Below are 20,118 nucleotides of genomic sequence, written 5' to 3' on the forward strand. Positions count from 1 at the left end.
TTATTAATAGTTGTAATCCGGCCGCGTAAAGTTCCATCGGAATGCCAGCTGAAGGTATTGGGAAGTCTCAGGACTGCCTAAATCTTGTGCTGTCCTTCTTCTGAAAGTATGTGAGGCATCTATGAAAAAGTTATGTTTAAGCATATAGCTCGCATTTAAATTGGATTGAATCACGGTATTTTCGATTCCCTGACCGATCACATTGTTAAACAATCCGGTAGGACTTCCTACAAGTCTGTTTTTCAATACATCTCCACCCCAGTTTGTTGCCTCGTCTGGATCTGCTCCATAGAGTTGATGCATTCCAGTGAAAGTCAAGTTTAATTTTGGAATAGGTTGGTAACGGAGGACGCCTATAAATTCCCTGAAATTCGCACCGCGTGGATGCGTCAAAGGAGTATTCCAATTCGAATAGGATTGGTAATCAAATTTTTCCTGGAATGTGTAAGGTCTCGCTTGATTCCATTCCAATTGAAAATCTAAATTAGAGACTCCTAATACATCCATGTATTTGTAGCCCATTTGCACCCCGTACTTATTGCGCTTGGAATTTTTGCCGTCTATTCCAAAAAACTCATTGAAAACAAATTCATCTAAAGCAAATTGGCCGTAAAGCTCCATCCCAGGTGTGAAAATCCACTTACCGTCCAATCCTAACATTACTTTATCTGGAGTGCCTTGTTGCTGCTCCACCCAGCGTAGAAAGATGATCGGATTGAAATAATTGAAATTCACCTCATTAGTCATGACCGATGAAAACCATCCCAGATTTAGATTCTTGCCTATATTCATTCCAAGTCTGCTATACGCAAAAAATTTCTGCGGGTATTTACCGTCTGTTGGTCTTCCTCTGTCATAAAAAACATCCGCTGTCATTTGACTCCAGATATTTGTTAGTTGAAACTTCCATACTTGCGTGTTTAACTTCACGAACATATAAGGATTGGAGAAGTCTGACAGCAAAAAAGAGCGGTAACCTTCTCCAATGAAGTTGCGATCATGACCGGCTTCCACCTGAATGTGTTTGGTGATATTAAAGCTTACATGGCCTAATGCTGAGAAGTAACTGTAGCCATCTCCATTATATTCCTTCCAGAATCCTTCGCCAGGCACTGCGCCGTTGTGTTCAGAATAGTCTTTTACCCAACTCGGAAAAAAGGCTTCGGAAGAAGTGAAGTAGGTGTAAAAACCGACTTTATTGTCAATCGATCCCCGTACAACCAATCCTCTAGAAAAGCGGTTTGGATTACGTTCATTGTCTGGCTCAACACCGCCATTCAAGTAAAAAACTGGGCTGACATGGATGTCAAATTCCTCGCTATTGTAATAAGCAAAGTCTCCTGGTCTCTTATAAATTGAGTTGAACAGAGGTTTTTCAGATAAAGGTGTCTCTCTACTGACAAACTCCCAATTGTCTTGGCTCAAATAAGCGAGATTAAAGCGATCTATGCTAGTTCGTATGACTGCGTCATTTGCGATACTATCTAAAAAATGCGCCACATGATCTCGGCGATAAGGTTTTGCTCCCGTGTGAAAAACCGGGTTGTTTTTTCCTCGAAGAATCTCATATCGTTCGATTTTATGATAATAATCCCGGTCATAAGGGATGTAGCTACCTTGTGCAAAAGCAAAAAGTGGGAATAGAACTATGCCTAATAAAATAAGCAAACGAATGTATGGAGGTCTTAGCATTGCTTAAATCTAAAAAACATTCCTGAAAATGGAACATGTCTAAGAAAGAGGTTCAAAATTATGGCTATTCACATACTATAATTAAGCTGAGCTGGCATTATTGAATGCCATAGATTCTGATTCAGATTTTATTTTCAAGGAAAAACACCTTGTTTTACATTCATAAATCGACTTTTTAATTCCTTTTGATCAATTGACTTAGAAATACTTGACAAAGATTTGGTGAGTTTTCTGAAAAAGGGTAGCTTTGTGCCTCATTTGAAAGACGTACATAATAACTAGCAATAAATATGAAAGCTGATATCCATCCAAACTACAGAGACGTCGTTTTCTACGACACTTCTAGCGAATTTAAATTTCTTACAAAGTCAACTATCGAGACAAGCGAAACAATCACTTGGGAAGATGGCAACGATTACCCATTGTTCAAAGTGGAAGTGAGCTCACAGTCTCACCCGTTCTATACTGGTAAGAAAATGATGCTTGATACTGCGGGTCGTGTTGAGAAATTCAACAGAAGATACGCTCAGAAGAAGTAATTCTTCTTTATCTCAGGCTAAAAAGTCTCCCGGAGCATGGATTCCGGGAGACTTTTTTATTTTTGCCTCATGGACTCAATTTTATTGTTTGATGATCCCGCAATTCGCGGCTCGTTGCTACCTTTTACTTTTACCAGGCCTGTGGCGGATATCCGCATTGGGATTCTGAAGATTTCTGAAAAATGGGAATTGATAACAGGTGCTTCAGTATCTTTTCTTACTCAAGACTACCTGCAAAAGAAATTTCCTCGCAAATCAGGAAATGCCTTAGCTGTAAATGGAGCTTGGTTGCCAGACAGTAAAAGTCACACTCTCTTGAAATCTCTTTCCTCCACTCAAGCACTCTATTTCGGCAAAACGCTGATCGCAACATATATTGGAGAAACTGAAAAAAACCTCGGAGCTGTCAAGAGCAAAGAAATTATTCAGCTTGACACTGAGACTACCTTGCTATTGAAAACTTGGAATATATTCCAATTCAATGGATCGGAGATCAGAAAGGATTTCATTTTACTTACAAAAGGGAGAAAATCAGCTGAAATCAGCGATCCCCACACCAAAGCGTATTCTCTCAAAAATATTTTCATAGAAGAAGGAGCTGTGATTCGTGCAGCAGTATTGAATGCGGATGCTGGACCTATTTACATAGGGAAAAATACCGAAATTCAAGAAGGAGCTTTGATCCGGGGCCCATTTGCGCTTTGCGAAAGTTCTACTGTAAATATGGGAGCAAAAATAAAGGGAGATACCACGGTTGGCCCTCATTCTAAGGTAGGTGGTGAGCTTTCCAACTCTGTGATCTTTGGCTTTAGTAACAAGGGTCATGAAGGATTCTTGGGTAATTCTGTGATCGGTGAATGGTGTAATATGGGAGCGGATACGAATACGAGCAACCTGAAAAACAATTATTCTCCAGTCAAACTCTGGGATTATACTGTCGGGAATTACTCCAACACAGGCTTACAGTTTTGTGGACTGATGATGGGAGATCACTCCAAATGCGGAATTAACACCATGTTCAATACGGGAACTGTTATTGGGGTTGGCTCAAATGTTTTTGGTCCCGGATTTCCGCGTAAATTTATTCCTTCCTTTGCTTGGGGTGGAGAAGAAGGATTCTCTACCTTCTTGTTTCCGAAATTTCTAGAGACAGCAAAAGCTGTAGTAGCGAGAAGAGGACTGGAGTTAGATGCGGAAGAACAAGAGATCTTACGCTTGATTTTCGAAATGTCAAAAAACTATAGAATTTGGGAAACTTCATCCTGATTAATTAATTCATGCAATTCGCAGCTATACCGGGACTTCCCGAAACCAAAGTAAATCTTATAAATGCCGTCAAAAACAATCATTTGGCGCATGCATTGTTATTCCATGGGCCTGAGGGCTCCGCAAATTTGACGATGGCCTTGGCGCTTTGCACCTATTTGTACTGCGAAAACCCTACGGATACCGATTCTTGTGGAGTATGTGCTTCTTGTCAGCGCATGAGCCGATTGGTTATCCCTGATTTGAATTTTGCCTTTCCCACGATTACTTCCTCCAAGGAGGATGATAAAGACGACGAGGATAAGACGGATGTGTTGACGAGCTGGAGAAAGTTTGCTACAGAGCAGCCATATGGCAATGTGCATGATTATATATACTTCAATAATTTTGAAAAGAAGCAATTAAACATTTCAAAAGGAGCTGCTCGCAAAATCATTCAGGCACTTTCGCTGATGTCTTTTGAAGGGGGCTACAAAATTATGATGATTTGGGCCCCGGAATATCTTCATCCTTCAGCGGCAAATGCCTTATTGAAGATTCTCGAAGAACCTCAGCCAAAGACCTTATTTATACTAGTAACTAGTGCCGCAGATCAGTTGCTGACTACTATACTTTCGAGGACGCAAAAAGTGACAATTCGTGGTTTCTCAGATGAGGAAGTGAAAAATCATCTTTTTGAAAAAGGGCTTTGCGACGAAGCTTCGGCGGATCAAATCTCCATGCTAGCGGATGGGAATTTGCGTGAGGCTTATCGATTAGTCGATCAAGTAGAAGATCTACAAGTAAAAAAAATCAGAGAGTGGTTTTTGTCTTGTTACAAAGCTGATTTCAAAAGTATTTTCGGAATGGCAGATGATTTTCACAAATCAGATAAAGAAGCTCAAAAATCATTATTACTGACGGGGCTGAATGTTCTTCGTGAAATTCTCCTGAAAAACGCCGGTTTGGATGAGCTCCTTCGCACCCATGACGAGGATCGGGATTTTGTGAATAAAATCAGCGGCAAAGTTTTGAAGGAAGAGCATGTAGGCAAGCTATATGGAGATTTCAATACAGCACATTATCATTTGGAACGAAATGGCAACGCCAAATTCATCTTCACAGACCTATCTATGAATGTGACAAAATTGATGGCGAAAATCAGTTAATATGGAGAGAAAAATAATTGGTAGAAAAGAAAAAGTGTCTCTCCCTGATTTGGGATTGCATTTGGTCTGGGCGAAAGTAGATACTGGTGCTTACACCAGTAGTATTCATGCAGAGAATTTAGAAGTAGTCGAAATTAATGGTAAACGTGTTCTCAAATTTCAACCACTTCTACCTGGGCACAAATCCTTCACAGGCGAGGCGGTTACAATTGATCATTTTAGAGAGAAAAAAGTAAAAAATTCATTCGGTCATGCTGAGGTTCGTTATTTGATCGAGACTACCTTTGAGCTTGCTGGTGAAAGTTATTCAGCAGAGTTTACATTATCGGATCGATCGAGTATGAGAAATGCTATTCTCCTCGGTCGAAAAATCTTAAGAAATCGTTTTCTTGTAAATGTATGTAAGGTCAATCTGGCTAGACCCTATCGAATAAATAAATAACTTACTGGTCTACTCTTAAGGTCATATAAATGACCAAATTTACCTTAATATTTTCTAATGAAATCGAGTATACCTGTAGCGGAACACAATAGTATAATCATCCGTAATATGAGATTTCTACCCTTAGCCTCGATAATTGTTGGGGGGATGACCATTGATAAAAATTTATAATCACATGAAAATTGCAATCCTCTCTAGGAACCCAAATTTATACTCTACTAAAAGGCTTTTAGAAGCAATTCAGAAAGCTGGTCATGAAGCAATAATTGTAAACCATGGCGTCTGTGACTTGATCATCGAGCAAGAAGGTCCTTCTATCATATATAAAGGTGAAAAAATCACAGATGTAGATGCGATTATCCCCAGAATTGGTGCATCAGTTACTTTCTACGGTACCGCGGTGGTTCGTCAGTTTGAGCTGATGGGAGCATTCTCGGCCGTAAATTCTCAGGCGATTGTCCGAAGCAGGGATAAGCTACGCAGCTTACAAATCTTATCTAGCGCTGGACTTGGGATGCCTAAAACAGCGTTTACCAATTTTTCTAAAGGTGGAGAAAAGCAGATTATAGATCACGTAGGTGGAGCGCCACTGATCATCAAATTACTCGAAGGAACCCAAGGGTTGGGAGTTGTTTTGGCAGAGACACGCAAAGCAAGCCAGTCTGTAATAGAAGCTTTTCATGGCTTAAAGGCAAGGATTATCATACAGGAATTCATCAAAGAAGCCAAAGGGGCTGACATTCGTGCATTCATCGTAAATGGGAAAGTAGTAGGAGCTATGAAACGTCAAGGGGCGGAGGGTGAGTTTCGCTCCAATCTTCACCGAGGCGGTAAAGCATCCATTATCAAACTTAGTCGTGCGGAGAAAGCTGCTGCTTTGGGTGCTGCGAAAGCACTTGGTCTAGACGTGGCTGGAGTAGATATGCTTCAATCTGCTAGAGGACCATTGATTCTAGAAGTAAATAGCTCGCCAGGATTAGAGGGGATTGAGAAAGCTACAGGGATTGATATCGCTGGTGCCATTATAAAATTTATAGAAGAAGGGGTTAATAAACGCCCGATGAAAATATCAAGTCAATGAGTCAATTAGTGAAAATAGGTACGCGCGGAAGCAAATTGGCGCTTTGGCAGGCATACCACGTAGAAGCACTTCTGAAGAAAGCAGGCTTAAGTACAGAGATTGTTATTATTGACACTAAGGGAGATCAAATTTTGGATGTTTCTATAGCTAAAATTGGGAGTAAAGGTGTTTTCACACAAGAATTGGAAGATCAGTTGCTTGATGGCCGTATTGATATTGCCGTTCACAGCGCAAAGGACATGCAGTCTAGTTTGCCAGATGGATTTGAGATTATTGCTTTTACTGAGCGGGAGAAGGAAAATGACGTGATTGTATCTCATGATAAATCTATTTCTTTGAAGAATGAAATTGTTTTGGGCACTTCAGCCACACGTCGAGTTTCAACTTTGAAACATTTTTATCCACATGTAAAAACGGTGGAGGTTCGTGGAAATCTACAAACTCGAATTCGCAAGATGGAAGAGGGACTATGCGATGCTTTATTGCTAGCCTATGCAGGAGCACATCGGATGGAATATGATCATATGATAATTCAGGTGTTGGATTTGGATGAATTTACTCCTGCCGTCGGGCAAGGGTCTGTGGCGGTAGAAGTGGCAATTAATCTAGATGCTGATTTGAAGTCTAAAATTGCCCAAGCATGTAATCATTTGGATACTTCATTGAGACTTCGTGCAGAGCGGGCTTATTTGAGAGTCTTGGAAGGCGGCTGTAGTATTCCTGTTTTTGCGCTAGCAACACTTGAAGAAAATCAGCTTAGTATCAAAGGTGGGATCGTGAGTTTGGACGGAAAAGAACGAATCTCAATTGTAGTGAAAGGAAGCGCTGATCAGCCCGAAAAACTAGGTAAAGAGCTTGCTGATCAGGTTTTTGCCGCAGGCGGAAAAGTCATATTGGATCAAATCAAAACAACATTGAATAAATGAGATTTTTAAGAGCCTTACTCTTTGTGTTTATTACAGTCAGCTCATTTTCCTGTGCCGCGAACAAAGATTACTTGATCACGATAGAGACTAGTCATGGGGATATTGTGGCAGTTCTGTTTGATGATACTCCTGCGCATAAGTCTAATTTCATTGAGTTGGCGGAAGCCGGAAGATTTGATTCTACCGAATTCCAGAGAATCATGAAAAATTTCATGATTCAGGGCGGAGACGTATTCACAAAAGAGAACCTTCCTCCACAAGACTGGCCAACCTTGCCAGCTGAAATCAGAGCAAGCTATTTCCACAAGAAAGGAATGATTGCGGCGGCGCGTCAACCTGATGGTGTCAATCCAGATCGCCGTTCCAACGGATCTCAATTTTATATCACTATCGGCAAAGTTTATAACGAGCTTGAACTCACCACAAATATGGCAGAGCTTCAAAAGTCGCTGATGAAATACATGGAGTTGGGAAGTCAGGAAGACTTGAAGATCGAATATATACGACTGTATAACGAGCAGAAATACGATAGTTTGACTTCGTTAATTCTTTCAAAAAGAGATGAGCTAGAAAAGTCGCTTAATGTAAACTTGACCAAGGATTTCACATCTGAGCAGATCGAAGCTTATACGACTATTGGTGGAGTGCCGCATTTGGATAAGGAGTACACAGTATTTGGGGAAGTGATCCAAGGATTAGAAGTGGCGGAGGAAATATCAAATGTGCCTACAGGATACAGAGATGTGCCTAATGAGCCAGTATATATGAAAGTGACAGTGGAAAAAATGTCAAGAAATAAAATCGAAAAAGAATATGGCTACAGCTACCCTAATGACAAGTAGAAAGAAAGTATTTATTACAGGAGCAAATGGCCTACTTGGACAAAAGCTCGTTGCTCAATTGCTAGAAAAAGAAACCTTTCAGGTATTTGCCAGCGGAAAAGGCGAATGTAGACTGCCAGGTAAGGGATTCGAATATGTGAGTCTAGATATTATTGATCCTGCCGCAGTAGAGAAAACTTTGGGTGAAATAAGTCCAGATATCATTATCCATGGAGCTGCAATGACTAATGTAGATCAGTGCGAATTGAATCAGGAGGCGTGTTATGACGCGAACGTCAATGCTACTGCTTATCTAATAAAAGCTGCCGAGAAGGCACAAGCACATTTTATTTTTGTATCTACAGATTTTATTTTCTCAGGGGAAGAAGGTCCGTTGGATGAAAATGCAGTAGCTGCTCCAGTAAATTACTATGGAGAGACCAAGCTGGAAGGTGAGCAGCTAGTAATGGCGTGCAAAACAAAATGGTCTATTGCGAGAACTGTATTAGTTTTTGGGATAGCTCATGATATGAGTCGTACTAATATTATTCTTTGGGTTAAGTCTTCTCTGGAGGCTGGAAAAGAAATTCAGGTTGTGGATGATCAGTTCAGAACTCCAACACTTGCTGAAGACTTGGCGGCTGGTTGTATTTTGATAGCTGAGAAGGAAGCAGAGGGGATTTTCAATATCTGTGGTCCTGATTACTTAAGTGCTTATGAAATGGCGAATATTACAGCGGACTATTTTGGGCTAAATAAGGATCTAATTAAAAGAGCAGATTCTAGCACTTTTAGTCAGCCAGCAAAAAGACCTTTAAAAACAGGGTTCATTATCACTAAAGCTCAAAAGGAGTTAGGATTTGAACCTAAAACTTTCCGAATGGCAATTGGTATTTTGGCAAAACAAATTATCTTAGCCCGCGCTTAAAAAGCAGTTTATATACCCCGATTAACTTTTAAACAATATATGGCAGTTAACAACGAAACCGAAGAAAGAGGTGAATTTGGATCTAGTCTAGGATTTATCATGGCCGCAGCTGGTTCTGCCGTAGGTCTTGGAAATATATGGAGATTCCCCTATTTAGTTGGTGAAAATGGTGGAGGAGCTTTCGTGTTTGTTTATGTCCTATGTGTTCTATTCATAGCCTTACCCTTACTTTTGAATGAAATAGCTCTAGGTAGGAAATCTGGTAAAAACCCAATAGGGGCTATCCGTGATACAGGTGGAAATAAGTTTTGGCAGACTGCTGGGGTACTTTGCGTTTTAGTTTGTTTCTTCGTTTTCAGCTATTATTCAGTTATTGCAGGATGGACAGTAGGCTATATTATCACGGAAATAATCAATGTACCGGTCGATTTTGCTGAATTTGTGCAGACGCCTTTGTATGTGATTCCATTGACGTTTTTGTTTATATTAATGACGATTTTAATCGTTTTGGGTGGTGTTTCAGGCGGAATCGAGAAAGCCTCTAAGTTTTTAATGCCTGTCTTGTTCATCATCATTATCTTCATTGCCAGTAGAGCAGTAACCTTAGAAGGCGCAGGCGCTGGTATTGAGTATTACTTGAAGCCGGATTTTAGTAAAATTAATCCTGCAGTAGTACTACAGGCACTTGGTCAAGCTTTCTTTTCCATGTCAGTAGGATGGGGTCTTATGATCACTTTCGGATCTTATTTGCCTAAGAAATCAAACATCGTACAGTCTGCAGGATGGATTGCAGGAATGGATACTTCAGTTGCTCTGTTAGGAGGTTTGATGGTGTTTCCAGCATTATTTGCATTACTTCCGGGTAAAGATCCTGCAGCAGGCCCAGCATTGGTTTTCGACGTATTGCCACAAGTATTTGCAGCTATGCCAGGTGGACATATCGTAGGAGCATTATTTTTCCTTTTATTGATGGTAGCTGCATTGACTTCTACTATTTCTATGCTTGAAGTGCCTGTAGCGTACATGATCGATGATAAAAAGTGGGGTAGAAAAAAGGCTACTTGGACAATAGGTATCGCAGCTATGGTGCTTTCTGTTCCTTCCGCTTTATCTCAGATCCCAGGTAATTTCTTTGCCAATCTTCATATCAACTTCTTTGGAAATAAGCTCGAAGGTTTCTTCGGGATTATGGACTTCGTATTTGGTACGTTTGCCGTGATTGTGATTTGTTTGATGCTTGCACTTTATACTGGTTGGGCATCGAAAATCTCCGATTATGCAGATGAATTGAAATTGGGAGCGCCAAATTTCAAAGGGCCTTATAGAGCAGCTTGGATGTTTTTTGTAAAATGGATTTGTCCAGTCGTGATTATATTATTGATTCTTAATTTAGTGGGTGTTTTCGGGACTGAGCAAGCCGCCTAAAAAACAACACTTAACTATAAGTGAAAGGAAGTCTTCGGGCTTCCTTTTTTTATTGGTTTTTTTTAACCGCAGAGAACTCGGAGTACACGCAGAGAGCGCGGTTTATTCAACAATAGCCCAGAAAATCTATTGAAATGTTATTCCTCATTGGGATTTAAAATCCCATGATAGGGGGTTTGGGATTACATCCGCGATAGTCATCGGTACTCGAACAGCTTATTCCTTTTTTTTTTAACCACAGAGGCCACGGAGGTCACGTGAAGAACACGGTGCTGCAATTGTAAGGTGGGAATCTTTTAACAGAGGGATTTCAAATCCACTGATAGGGGTTCGAAATTGCAACCGCGATAATCATCCGGACTCGAACAGCAACCGTTTTTTACCGCGAAGGCCAAAGAGTACGCACAGAGGGAGCAATTTTTACTTTTTTTAACTCAATTAAAACATGTATTTGGAGGATAAAAATGTCAGACTAGCTGCATAGGAGCGATATTTTTGTAGCCTGGGGTTTTAACCCTAGTTTTCATGGTTTATGCAAGATTCGTTGTTTTGGCAGAAGTAATCTCAAACAAAGGAAAGACGGTTCGCCAAAACCCGGTATGGCTGTTTTATCACAGAGGAATTTTTAATGGGTTAACATTTCAAATCCCATGAAAATGGTTCGAGATTATATCCGAGACAATTATCGAGATTTGAACAACATCACGTTTTTTCAACCTGAAACTGAACAGTGATCCATGAATATTTTTTACTTCAGACCTCCTACCTCACACAGTGATCTACCTATTGGCAAGACAATTGCTAATTTTTCTTAAAATCCGTCGTTAAAACTCATACTAAACAACTAACTACATAACCATGAAAAAACTCATTCTTTCTCTAGCACTGCTGGCATTTGCGCTGACGGGCTACTCGCAAGGCTTTTCTTTTGGCCCAAAATTAGGCCTAAGTCAAACCCAATTGGATCTTAAAAGTGATCAGTTCAAAAACGGCGAATCCAAGTTCGGTTATCATGTTGGCCTATTTGCTCGAATTGGTCTTGGGTCCCTTTATCTCCAACCTGAGGTGCTTTATACGCAGACACAAGGGCAATTTACATTTGATCCTGCTGATGCGCCGATCAAGGAATATGAAGCAGATTTCAATAGAGTAGATATTCCGGTAATGCTGGGCTTTAAGATGTTTAATTTTTTAAGAGTACAGGCGGGGCCGATCGCAAGTATAAATCTGAATTCGGAGTTGAAGGATGCTGGGAATACCGTACGGGATGTGAAGTTTGAGGATGCCACTGTAGGCTATCAAGCAGGTCTGGGACTGGATATTGGCAACATGATCATTGATGCTAAATATGAGAGCTCGCTTAATAAGATGAGTAGCAAAGTGGGGAATTTCAATACCGATCAGCGCGTTAATCAATGGATATTGTCTGTAGGATTTAGACTTTTCTAAAAGACTTGAATAGTAAAGAATAAGCCCGATTGAGAATTTCAGTCGGGCTTTTCTGCTTATATTTTTACCACTGAAGTAGAAAAATTTCACACGGAGGAGACAGCTTCATCAAGCAATTTTCCTGCTTCTTCAGAAGCTGGACTTTAGTTTCTAATTCCAATTCATCTGAGAGTCGGAATGGACGATCTGCAACTCCCATTCATTGGAGCCTTCAGTGGTTTTCTCTTTGTTGTTTTCCGAAGGTGAGCAGGCAAAAAAGCTTCCAATCGCTGCGAGGGACAGTAGAATTATGCATCTCATTTCCCTGTCAATTTCACCTTATAAATCCTTAAGAAATCCTCTTCTACTTCTTCACTTGGGTTTTTCTGCATCCACAAATATCCTCCTCCGGAAGCGAAAGACTCCAAATCCGCGTTTTTGGGAAGTGAGAGATTTCCTAAGTAAGCCAAGTTCTCCAAATCAAAAACTAATATTCCTCTGGATACCTGACTATCTAATCTGAAATACATTTCCTCTGCTTCTTCCATTTTATTTGTTTCATACAGCTTCGAGAGCTCGGCATTATCTTCAGTCGAGATACCACCATAGTAATTTATAATAAGCTTGTCGTCGACGATATGAATATTTTGGATGGTGGAAGTACTCCCGTTCAGCATCACTATTCCTTCTGCAAACTCTACTCTTGGTGTGCCATCAATCCCTGCAAAACCAGGAATTGTAAGGTTGACAAGAGTATCTAAGGCTGCTCCTTCAGGATTCAAACTGTAGCGATATAGCGTAGGCTCGCCTGCCAGTGCGACATAAAGTTTGTTATTCTTTGCTTCCAAGGCTGGCCAAAAATCACTTTCATAGTAACCCATTCCATCCAGAAAGCGGCTGTTCTGCTCAAAAGGGACGATTTCATTAGAGCTTCCCGTGGCAATATCCACCAGCTCGAAATGCCTGAACGTATCGTAGTATTTCTGCTCTCCGGGATAGGAGTCTCTTGTGCGCAGAGATCTTGTCACTAAGTAAGTTTTGCCATTTAAGACGATTGTTTCCACAGATTTACCAGGAAAAACCATAGAACCACCCCCGCCGAGCGACTCAGGATGATCAATTTTTTTGACCAAGTTTCCTTCTAAATCATAAATGAAAATACCAGTCGTCCCTACTATAACCAATTGATCATTCCCGATAAATCCGGGGGATTCTAACATAATTTGATAAGAATCTGGTATGTCCTCACTTTTATTGAATTGACTTTGAATTTCCCCCTCGCTATTGGTTATGATTATATCACTGAAGGCATAATTATAAAACAAAAATGAATCTCCCGACTCACTCACGGAGGTGATCAACGGGTCTCCAAGTACCTTCAAGTCAAGTGAGTCAATTATTTCTAAGGATAACTCAGGTATTTTAGAATCTTCGGAGGATTTCTCAGGAGCTGAACAAGCAAATCCAGCAAAAATTGAAGCAAAGCAGAAGAGAATACAGTTTTTCATGGGTATAATTTTCTATTAAGTTAAAAAGAAACCTGCCAGAAATTCAATCTTATGACTTCTTAAAAACTAAAATTTTGTTAAAAAAAAGTGCCTCCAAAATCATTTTTGGAGGCACTAACTAGCTGAATTTTCACGGTATTAGGTCAAATTCCCATCGGTATCCCATTCTGCTATTCTACCTCGATCTTCCATTTTGAGGTAGTGCTGAAGGTATTTTTCTTCGAGTTGTAGACCATGCTTGTCCATCACTTCTTGAGGAACACCATCCCAAGCATTAGGTTTGTTTCCTACATATCCCATGTATTTCCAGCCTGCTTCTGTGGAGAAATAGCCTGAGCATGTCAAGTTTCTGAGCGCGTTGAACCACCGAACGCCACCTTCATACTCCGGTTTTGCGGTGTCGGGCCAAGCCACTTCATCCACGATTTGTATCACTTCAGATTGGCTTAGGTCATTGAAGGTTTTGCCAAACTTTTCATCTGCTTCAAAATCCAGCCACATAAGCCCTCCACGCATTCGTGTCTGATTTTCTGGCTGATCTTTCATCATAAACTCTATAAAATCCACCACGCCAATTTCAGTAGCGGCAGGCGAATCATCGTCTTTTGGCATGATGATATCCACCAAAGTGCTTAGCTTTTTTCGCTCTTCATCCGTAAAGAAAGTGTTAGAAAGCAAGGCTTGATCACGTTGTTTTTCTTCTTCGGTTCTACCGCCAATAGTGCCTCCAGATAAAAGTGCATTCTCAGGCAAGGCCTTCTCTTCAGGAGAACATCCGGTAAGGAATAAACCTGTACCGACTGTACCGGTAAAGAGTAGTTTGAGGTTTTCTCTTCTGTTCATGGCTTATATATTTTTCTTTTTCAGTTCTGATACTATGAAATCTGAGGTTCTCCAGCTCAAGGCAAGGATGGTCCAGGTAGGATTCTTGTCAGCTTGAGATACAAATGAGCCCGCATCCACCACAAAAAGATTTTTGCAGTCATGTGCTTGAGAATTAGAATTAAGCACGGAAGTTTTTGGGTCGTTGCCCATTCTGGCTGTGCCTACTTCATGAATGATCCTTCCAGGAGCGAGAAGGCCATACATCGTATCTGCACCAGGTTTTGTTCCCAGTAATTGTGCTCCAGCTCCAGTCAAAATTTCTTCGAAGGTATCTTGCATGTGCTTGGCTTGGTTGATTTCCTGATCTGTCCATTTGTAATTAAACCGTAGCACTGGAATACCAAATTTGTCCACCACCGTTGGGTCGATTTCACAGTAGTTGTCAAACCTCGGGACACTTTCCCCTCGGCCTGACATTCCTACAGTTGATCCGTAGATCTGGCGGATGTCCTTTTTCAGACCTACACCATAGCCGCCGTTTGGACTTGGCTGGCCAAATTCATCAGTAATGTATTTTCTCATGGAGTCCATATTTCCTCCAGCTCCATAGCTAGGTTGGCCCATTCCTCCGCCATACTCTATGTGATAGCCTCTGGCAAAATCCAGTTTCTTATTGTCCAGCCACCATGGTGTGTACACGTGCATTCCACCGGTACCGTCCTCATTGTATCGCTCTCGCCCCATCATATCTGGAATAATCCCTGATCTGCTGGCACCTGTAGAGTCATGTAAGTAATGACCCAGTACGCCGGAGCTATTGCCAATCCCGTTTGGATGCATCTTTGACTTAGAGTTCAGCATAATCCGTGAAGTCTCGCAGGCAGATGCTCCCAAGACTACCACGTTGGATTTGAGCTTGTATTCCTTCATGTCTTTCACGTTGACAAAGGAAACTCCAGTCGCTTTGCCCGAATCATCCGAGGTAACTTTTCTTACCATGCTGTGCGTATAAAGATCCACTTTGCCCTGCTTCATGGCGGGATGAACTAGGCATGTTCCTGCAGAGAAATCAGCATAAACCTGACAGGCACGATTACATTGGCGACAGAAAAAACATGCACCTCGTTCCTTATTAATTGGCCTGGTCAGAATTGATAGCCTTGAGGGAATCATCGGGATGCTTGCGGCAGTAGTACCTTTTTTCAGATAGATTTCATGAAGTCTCGGCTTAGGAGGAGGAAGGAAAAAACCATCGGGCTCATTGTAAATGCCTTCTTTAGTACCATAAACGCCTATCAGCTTATCAACCTTGTCATAGTATGGTTTGACATCGTCATAGCCGATTGGCCAGTCGTCACCTAAACCATCTATACTGGCTCTTTTGAAATCATTTGGACCAAAGCGTAGCGAGATTCTTCCCCAGTGATTAGTTCTGCCACCGACCATTCTAGATCGGAACCAATCAAATTCGGAATCTCCTTTCCGGGTGTATGGTTCACCATCAATTTCCCAGCCTCCGATTGCCGCATCAAAATCTCCAAATGGACGTATTTGAGTGCCGGCACCTCTTCGTGGAGATTCCCAAGGTGGTCTGAGTTGGGTACGATCTTCTTCCTTGGCGGGGTCAAAATCTCCGCCAGCTTCTATTACTGCTACTGAGAGTCCGGCCTCAGAAAGGATTTTGGAGGCCATACCGCCACCAGCTCCAGACCCTACGATAATTACATCATAAGTGTCCCCGGAAGATTTAATTTGAAAGCTCATTTATTAAAAATTTTTATGGAAGATAAAATATAGCGTAAAAAATAGAGCAATGAAACTGCTCCGCTACTTCCTTGGTTTTTAAGACAATATATTAACTTATTCTATTGAATTAGTTAATTGCGTTTTCTATGTAAGGCCAAATGGTTTCAAAGACGATTTGATGACCTTCCTCAGTAGGGTGAATGCCATCAGGCAGATTAAGTTCAGGAATTCCACCTACATTTTCTAGGAGAAAAGGTATTAATGTTACACCTTTTTCAGTGGCTACAGCTGGGTACATGGCTGTAAATTCACCAGTATAGTCCTGCCCCATATTCGGAGGGATCTGCATGCCAGCTAAAATTATTTTGGTATCAGGAAATTTAGATCTGACCTTATCTATAATTTTGAGGAGGTTACTTTTTGACTCTGTTACTTTGATGCCCCGCAAGCCATCATTTCCCCCAAGTTCCAATACAAAAACATCCGGCTTGTCTTCCAGAAACCAATCCAATCTGCTCAGACCGCCAGCGGTAGTTTCGCCCGAAAGGCCACCGTTGATTACCCTGTAATCCATACCAAGGCTGTCAATTCTTTTTTGTGTTAATCCAGTGAAGCCGTCCTCCTGATCGATTCCGTAGGCGGCAGTCAGGCTATTACCAAAGAAGAGGATGTTCTTCTGATCAGATTTTACTTCACTTGTTTTCTTAGTGGTGGTTTCTGTTTGAGATGTTTCGCTTTTTTTCTCAGCGCAAGAAATTACAGCAAGTCCTAGAAATAATAGAAGGGTAGGAAAGGATAGGCGCTTATAATTGAAAGTCATGATGATGGGAATGATGAGTAGTAAGACTATATACCCAAAAGGATATTCTATCTAAAAGGTTCGATAATGAATACAAACAAGCATGAAAATACCTTCACTGTAAAGTAATTTGTCGATTCGTAGTGGGATTGTTACCTTCCACCAACAATAGCAAGGGTTTGCCGTTAAGCTGTAACTCAACACGTTTCCCCACCCAAGTACATCACATGAATATTTTATCAGTAGCAAACCTGAGCAAGGTTTACCAAAGTGGCAGCAGAAAACTGACTGTCTTAGACGAGGTTACATTCGACATCAAAGCAGGAGAAATCATTTCTATCGTAGGTCCCTCGGGCAGTGGTAAGACGACGCTTCTTGGACTTTGCGCTGGTTTGGATTCAGGATCTACAGGAAGTGTAGTGCTGGATGGTAATTCCCTAGAGAAACTTACTGAAGATCAGCGGGCAGCGGTCAGAAATCAAAGTGTTGGCTTTATTTTTCAGAATTTCCAACTCTTGCCAACCTTGACAGCTTTGGAAAACGTGATGGTTCCCTTGGAGCTGAAGAAGAGGAAAAATGCACGTCAGAAAGCTCAAGAGCTTCTTGATAAAGTTGGCTTGGGAGATAGAGGAACACATTATCCTACTCAACTTTCGGGTGGAGAGCAGCAGCGAGTCTCTATCGCCAGAGCTTTTGCCAATGAACCAAAAATACTTTTCGCAGATGAGCCTACGGGTAATCTGGACACGGAAACAGGCGAAATGATCGAAAAATTGATTTTTGACCTCAACAAAGAAGAAGGAACTACGCTGGTTTTAGTGACGCACGATTTGGAACTGGCAGCCAAAACTCAGCGCATTATTTATATCAAAGGAGGAAAAGTACAGGAGGGAACTCATGCCTGATTTCGGATGGATTTTTAAGATGGCTTTTCGGGATTTCCGTAAAAATATCTCTAGACTTTTGCTTTTTGTTTCTTCGATTGTAGTCGGAATTGCTGCGTTAGTGGCGATTAGTTCCTTTGGAGAAAATCTTACGGCCGACATTAATAACCAAGCAAAAGAGCTTTTAGGAGCTGATTTGGTTTTAGAAAATAGCAAGCCAATTGGTAAGCAGGCTGTAGATAGTTTAGCTACACAGATGGCATCAGAAGTTAATTTCGCCAGTATGGTGGCTTTTCCTGAAACAGGTGCAAGTCGTCTGACACAGGTCCGTGCGCTAGAAGGTGATTTCCCATTCTATGGTTTTTTTGAGACCATACCAGTCTCTGGAGATGCAGATTTTCGTTCCGGTGGGAAAAAGGCTTTAGTAGAAAAAACACTAATGGCTCAGTTTGATGCTGTAGTAGGTGATCAGATCAAAATAGGAGAAGTGCTATTTACTGTAGTTGGTGAATTGCAAAGTGTCCCTGGACAAACAGGGATCACCGCTTCAGTAGCTCCGGCGGTGTATATTCCAATGGATTATTTGGAAGAAACTGGCTTAGTACAACTTGGAAGTAGGGTTAATTACAGTAGGTATTTTCAGTTTGCTGAAGGGACTGATGTAGACGCATTAATTAAGCCCTATGATGATTTATGGGAAGAAGAGCGGGTAGACGCAGACACGGTTGAGGATAAGAAAAATTCCACTGGCCGTTCATTTGCGAACCTCTCAAATTTTCTAAGTTTAGTAGCATTTATTGCTTTACTGCTAGGCTGTGTTGGAGTTGCCAGTGCCGTGAATGTTTTTGTGAAAGAGAAGTTGGCTTCTGTAGCTGTATTACGCTGTCTAGGTGTCTCGTCTAGAGATGTGTTGCTGATTTATCTGACGGAGATCATGATTATGGGCTTTGTTGGGGCGGTTCTTGGGTCTTTCTTAGGGACACTACTTCAGTTTGTGTTGCCAGCTGTGTTTGCTGATTTCCTTCCCGTAGAAGTATCCTTTGGGATTTCATGGCTTTCAGTGGGCTTTGGAGTTGTGACAGGCCTTTTTGTTTCCGTGTTATTTGCGCTATTGCCGCTGTTGAAAGTGAGAAATGTTTCTCCAATGGCAACGCTGAGACCAGAAACTGGAGATTCCACCTTGCTCAAAGATCCTTTGCGATGGTTGGTGATCGTTGCCATTCTTGCATTTATTTGGGGGTTTAGTTTTTACTTATTAAGAAGAACTGATTTTGCTTTTGGCTTTACAGGTTTTGTAGTCTTCGCATTTGGAATACTTTGGGCAGTTGCTCAAGCGATTATTTGGGCAGTAAGACGGTTCTTGCCTATTTCTTTCACTTATACCTTGCGTCAATCTCTGGCAAATTTATACCGACCAAATAATCAGACCGTTTCTTTGATTGCGACAATCGGCTTGGGTACAGCGATGATTTCAACACTCTTTTTCCTCCAAAATCAATTGCTGGAAGAAGCAAAGTTTGCAGACAAAGAAGATCAACCTAATATGTTGATGTTTGATATTCAAACTGCTCAGTTAGAGGATGTAAAAGCGGCAATTGAGTCTAAGGGTATACCTATTCTCCAAGAAGTTGCAATTGTGACAATGCAACTCAATGAGATCAATGGGGTAGACAAGAAGAAGAACGAGGAGATGTCGGACGAGGAGAACTTTTCTCGACGGCTTTATAATAGAGAGTTTCGTGTGACTTACCGGGACACACTTATTTCCTCAGAGACATTGGTCGAAGGTGAATTAATTCCACAAGGTGCCCGAGGAGATAGTATTTTTGTTTCTTTTGAAAAAGGTTTTGGTACTGGGAATGGTTTGAAAATCGGAGATGAAATTGAGTTTAATGTGCAGGGTAGGCCGATTAAAACTTACATAGGAAGTTTTCGAGAGGTAAAGTTTAATCAGGTATCGACCAATTTCTTGGTTCTTTTCCCAGAGGGAGTTTTAGATCAGGCTCCAAAATTTCACGTGCTTATCACCAAAACAAAAGATGACCGACAAGCCGCAGAGACGCAGTCGGAAATTGTACGAGATTTTCCAAACATTTCTATTATTAACCTAGGCACAATCGTAGCAACCTTGGAAGAGATTTTAGGGAAAATCAGCTTTGTTATTCAGTTTATGGCGTTTTTTAGTATCGCAACAGGAGTCTTGGTATTGATTAGTTCCTTGATCATAAGTAAATATCAACGCATGCGAGAGAGTATCTTGCTTCGAACATTGGGGGCTAGCTCGGCTATTGTAAGTAAGATCAATACGCTGGAATATTTCTTTTTAGGAAGTTTAGCATCGCTTTCCGGGATTATTTTATCCTTTGGAGCGACATGGTTGCTGAGTGAGTTTGTGTTTGAGATGTCCTTCCGCGGAGCATGGGCAGAGGCATTGATGCTTTACGTAGTGATCACGACGCTTACGATTGTATTGGGTTGGCTGAACGGTAGAAAAATCATTAATCAGCCACCGATGGAGATCTTGAGGGGGAACTAGCAGGGATAAAAATTAGATAGTTGAAATTTGAAATGGGCTCTCACAAGGAGCTCATTTTCTTTTTGCTTATGATTGATTAAATTCAAGTATCAAATATTTTTCATAAATCTCTAAATTTATCTTG

At 41.1% G+C, this 20,118-nt stretch carries 18 protein-coding genes; 12 read left to right on the top strand and 6 right to left on the bottom strand.

The window, feature by feature from the left end; genetic code table 11:
* Positions 1-3 precede the first annotated feature (3 nt).
* A complete protein-coding gene (locus BVH02_RS17980; protein WP_223271913.1) occupies positions 4-1,692 on the bottom strand; it encodes a hypothetical protein in 1,689 nt (562 codons plus the stop codon).
* A 290-nt stretch (positions 1,693-1,982) separates the two neighbouring features.
* On the opposite strand from BVH02_RS17980, the gene BVH02_RS17985 reads away from it, so the two are divergent.
* From BVH02_RS17985 to BVH02_RS18030, 10 genes are all read left to right on the top strand, one after another.
* Entirely contained in the window at positions 1,983-2,231 is a 249-nt protein-coding gene (locus tag BVH02_RS17985; protein WP_086502861.1) for a type B 50S ribosomal protein L31, read from the top strand.
* Between the two features lie 69 nt (positions 2,232-2,300).
* A complete protein-coding gene (locus BVH02_RS17990) occupies positions 2,301-3,497 on the top strand; it encodes a GlmU family protein (RefSeq protein WP_086502862.1) in 1,197 nt (398 codons plus the stop codon).
* 11 nt (positions 3,498-3,508) lie between these two features.
* Positions 3,509-4,645, top strand: a complete 1,137-nt coding sequence (locus BVH02_RS17995; RefSeq protein WP_086502863.1) for a DNA polymerase III subunit — start codon at positions 3,509-3,511, stop codon at positions 4,643-4,645.
* Position 4,646: 1 nt separating this feature from the next.
* A complete protein-coding gene (locus BVH02_RS18000) occupies positions 4,647-5,087 on the top strand; it encodes an ATP-dependent zinc protease family protein (RefSeq protein ID WP_086502864.1) in 441 nt (146 codons plus the stop codon).
* A 175-nt stretch (positions 5,088-5,262) separates the two neighbouring features.
* Positions 5,263-6,168, top strand: a complete 906-nt coding sequence (gene rimK / locus BVH02_RS18005; RefSeq protein ID WP_086502865.1) for a 30S ribosomal protein S6--L-glutamate ligase — start codon at positions 5,263-5,265, stop codon at positions 6,166-6,168.
* Complete coding sequence (gene hemC / locus BVH02_RS18010; protein WP_086502866.1) at positions 6,165-7,094, top strand: hydroxymethylbilane synthase; 930 nt, start codon at positions 6,165-6,167, stop codon at positions 7,092-7,094. Before rimK ends, hemC begins: the two co-directional genes overlap by 4 nt.
* Positions 7,091-7,936 (top strand): peptidylprolyl isomerase, encoded by an 846-nt coding sequence (locus tag BVH02_RS18015; RefSeq protein WP_086502867.1) that lies wholly within the window; start codon positions 7,091-7,093, stop codon positions 7,934-7,936. The genes hemC and BVH02_RS18015 overlap by 4 nt, the downstream gene beginning before the upstream one ends.
* Entirely contained in the window at positions 7,908-8,843 is a 936-nt protein-coding gene (locus BVH02_RS18020) for an SDR family oxidoreductase (RefSeq protein ID WP_223271912.1), read from the top strand. Before BVH02_RS18015 ends, BVH02_RS18020 begins: the two co-directional genes overlap by 29 nt.
* A 39-nt stretch (positions 8,844-8,882) precedes the next feature.
* Complete coding sequence (locus BVH02_RS18025; protein WP_086502869.1) at positions 8,883-10,268, top strand: sodium-dependent transporter; 1,386 nt, start codon at positions 8,883-8,885, stop codon at positions 10,266-10,268.
* An 858-nt stretch (positions 10,269-11,126) separates the two neighbouring features.
* A complete protein-coding gene (locus tag BVH02_RS18030) occupies positions 11,127-11,717 on the top strand; it encodes a porin family protein (RefSeq protein WP_086502870.1) in 591 nt (196 codons plus the stop codon).
* 150 nt (positions 11,718-11,867) lie between these two features.
* On the opposite strand, the gene BVH02_RS21465 is transcribed toward BVH02_RS18030, so the two are convergent.
* The 5 genes from BVH02_RS21465 to BVH02_RS18050 form a co-directional block, all read right to left on the bottom strand.
* Positions 11,868-12,017 (bottom strand): hypothetical protein, encoded by a 150-nt coding sequence (locus tag BVH02_RS21465; RefSeq protein ID WP_158093910.1) that lies wholly within the window; start codon positions 12,015-12,017, stop codon positions 11,868-11,870.
* Positions 12,014-13,204 (bottom strand): hypothetical protein, encoded by a 1,191-nt coding sequence (locus tag BVH02_RS18035; protein WP_086502871.1) that lies wholly within the window; start codon positions 13,202-13,204, stop codon positions 12,014-12,016. Before BVH02_RS18035 ends, BVH02_RS21465 begins: the two co-directional genes overlap by 4 nt.
* 138 nt (positions 13,205-13,342) lie before the next feature.
* Positions 13,343-14,047: a gluconate 2-dehydrogenase subunit 3 family protein gene (locus BVH02_RS18040; RefSeq protein WP_086502872.1), complete on the bottom strand. Its 705-nt coding sequence runs from the start codon at positions 14,045-14,047 to the stop codon at positions 13,343-13,345.
* A 3-nt stretch (positions 14,048-14,050) separates the two neighbouring features.
* Complete coding sequence (locus tag BVH02_RS18045; RefSeq protein ID WP_086502873.1) at positions 14,051-15,793, bottom strand: GMC oxidoreductase; 1,743 nt, start codon at positions 15,791-15,793, stop codon at positions 14,051-14,053.
* 109 nt (positions 15,794-15,902) lie between these two features.
* On the bottom strand, positions 15,903-16,595 hold the full coding sequence (locus tag BVH02_RS18050) for an arylesterase (protein WP_086502874.1): 693 nt from the start codon (positions 16,593-16,595) through the stop codon (positions 15,903-15,905).
* 206 nt (positions 16,596-16,801) lie between these two features.
* Between BVH02_RS18050 and BVH02_RS18055 the strand changes: the two genes are divergently transcribed.
* Together BVH02_RS18055 and BVH02_RS18060 are read left to right on the top strand one after the other, a co-directional pair.
* Positions 16,802-17,479 (top strand): ABC transporter ATP-binding protein, encoded by a 678-nt coding sequence (locus BVH02_RS18055; RefSeq protein ID WP_086502875.1) that lies wholly within the window; start codon positions 16,802-16,804, stop codon positions 17,477-17,479.
* Positions 17,472-19,994, top strand: a complete 2,523-nt coding sequence (locus tag BVH02_RS18060) for an ABC transporter permease (protein WP_086502876.1) — start codon at positions 17,472-17,474, stop codon at positions 19,992-19,994. The genes BVH02_RS18055 and BVH02_RS18060 overlap by 8 nt, the downstream gene beginning before the upstream one ends.
* Positions 19,995-20,118: the final 124 nt, after the last annotated feature.

Source organism: Algoriphagus ratkowskyi, assembly GCF_002150505.1.
GTDB lineage: Bacteria > Bacteroidota > Bacteroidia > Cytophagales > Cyclobacteriaceae > Algoriphagus > Algoriphagus ratkowskyi.

Excerpts from the sequence above, each read along its gene's own strand:
- BVH02_RS17990 (WP_086502862.1), top strand. The coding sequence starts at position 2,301 with ATGGACTCAATTTTATTGTTTGATGATCCCGCAATTCGCGGCTCGTTG.
- BVH02_RS18000 (WP_086502864.1), top strand. The coding sequence starts at position 4,647 with ATGGAGAGAAAAATAATTGGTAGAAAAGAAAAAGTGTCTCTCCCTGAT.
- BVH02_RS18060 (WP_086502876.1), top strand. The coding sequence starts at position 17,472 with ATGCCTGATTTCGGATGGATTTTTAAGATGGCTTTTCGGGATTTCCGT.
- BVH02_RS18035 (WP_086502871.1), bottom strand. The coding sequence starts at position 13,204 with ATGAAAAACTGTATTCTCTTCTGCTTTGCTTCAATTTTTGCTGGATTT.
- BVH02_RS21465 (WP_158093910.1), bottom strand. The coding sequence starts at position 12,017 with ATGAGATGCATAATTCTACTGTCCCTCGCAGCGATTGGAAGCTTTTTT.
- BVH02_RS18025 (WP_086502869.1), top strand. The coding sequence starts at position 8,883 with ATGGCAGTTAACAACGAAACCGAAGAAAGAGGTGAATTTGGATCTAGT.
- BVH02_RS18020 (WP_223271912.1), top strand. The coding sequence starts at position 7,908 with ATGGCTACAGCTACCCTAATGACAAGTAGAAAGAAAGTATTTATTACA.
- rimK (WP_086502865.1), top strand. The coding sequence starts at position 5,263 with ATGAAAATTGCAATCCTCTCTAGGAACCCAAATTTATACTCTACTAAA.
- hemC (WP_086502866.1), top strand. The coding sequence starts at position 6,165 with ATGAGTCAATTAGTGAAAATAGGTACGCGCGGAAGCAAATTGGCGCTT.
- BVH02_RS18055 (WP_086502875.1), top strand. The coding sequence starts at position 16,802 with ATGAATATTTTATCAGTAGCAAACCTGAGCAAGGTTTACCAAAGTGGC.
- BVH02_RS18050 (WP_086502874.1), bottom strand. The coding sequence starts at position 16,595 with ATGACTTTCAATTATAAGCGCCTATCCTTTCCTACCCTTCTATTATTT.
- BVH02_RS17985 (WP_086502861.1), top strand. The coding sequence starts at position 1,983 with ATGAAAGCTGATATCCATCCAAACTACAGAGACGTCGTTTTCTACGAC.
- BVH02_RS18040 (WP_086502872.1), bottom strand. The coding sequence starts at position 14,047 with ATGAACAGAAGAGAAAACCTCAAACTACTCTTTACCGGTACAGTCGGT.
- BVH02_RS17995 (WP_086502863.1), top strand. The coding sequence starts at position 3,509 with ATGCAATTCGCAGCTATACCGGGACTTCCCGAAACCAAAGTAAATCTT.
- BVH02_RS18045 (WP_086502873.1), bottom strand. The coding sequence starts at position 15,793 with ATGAGCTTTCAAATTAAATCTTCCGGGGACACTTATGATGTAATTATC.
- BVH02_RS17980 (WP_223271913.1), bottom strand. The coding sequence starts at position 1,692 with ATGCTAAGACCTCCATACATTCGTTTGCTTATTTTATTAGGCATAGTT.
- BVH02_RS18030 (WP_086502870.1), top strand. The coding sequence starts at position 11,127 with ATGAAAAAACTCATTCTTTCTCTAGCACTGCTGGCATTTGCGCTGACG.
- BVH02_RS18015 (WP_086502867.1), top strand. The coding sequence starts at position 7,091 with ATGAGATTTTTAAGAGCCTTACTCTTTGTGTTTATTACAGTCAGCTCA.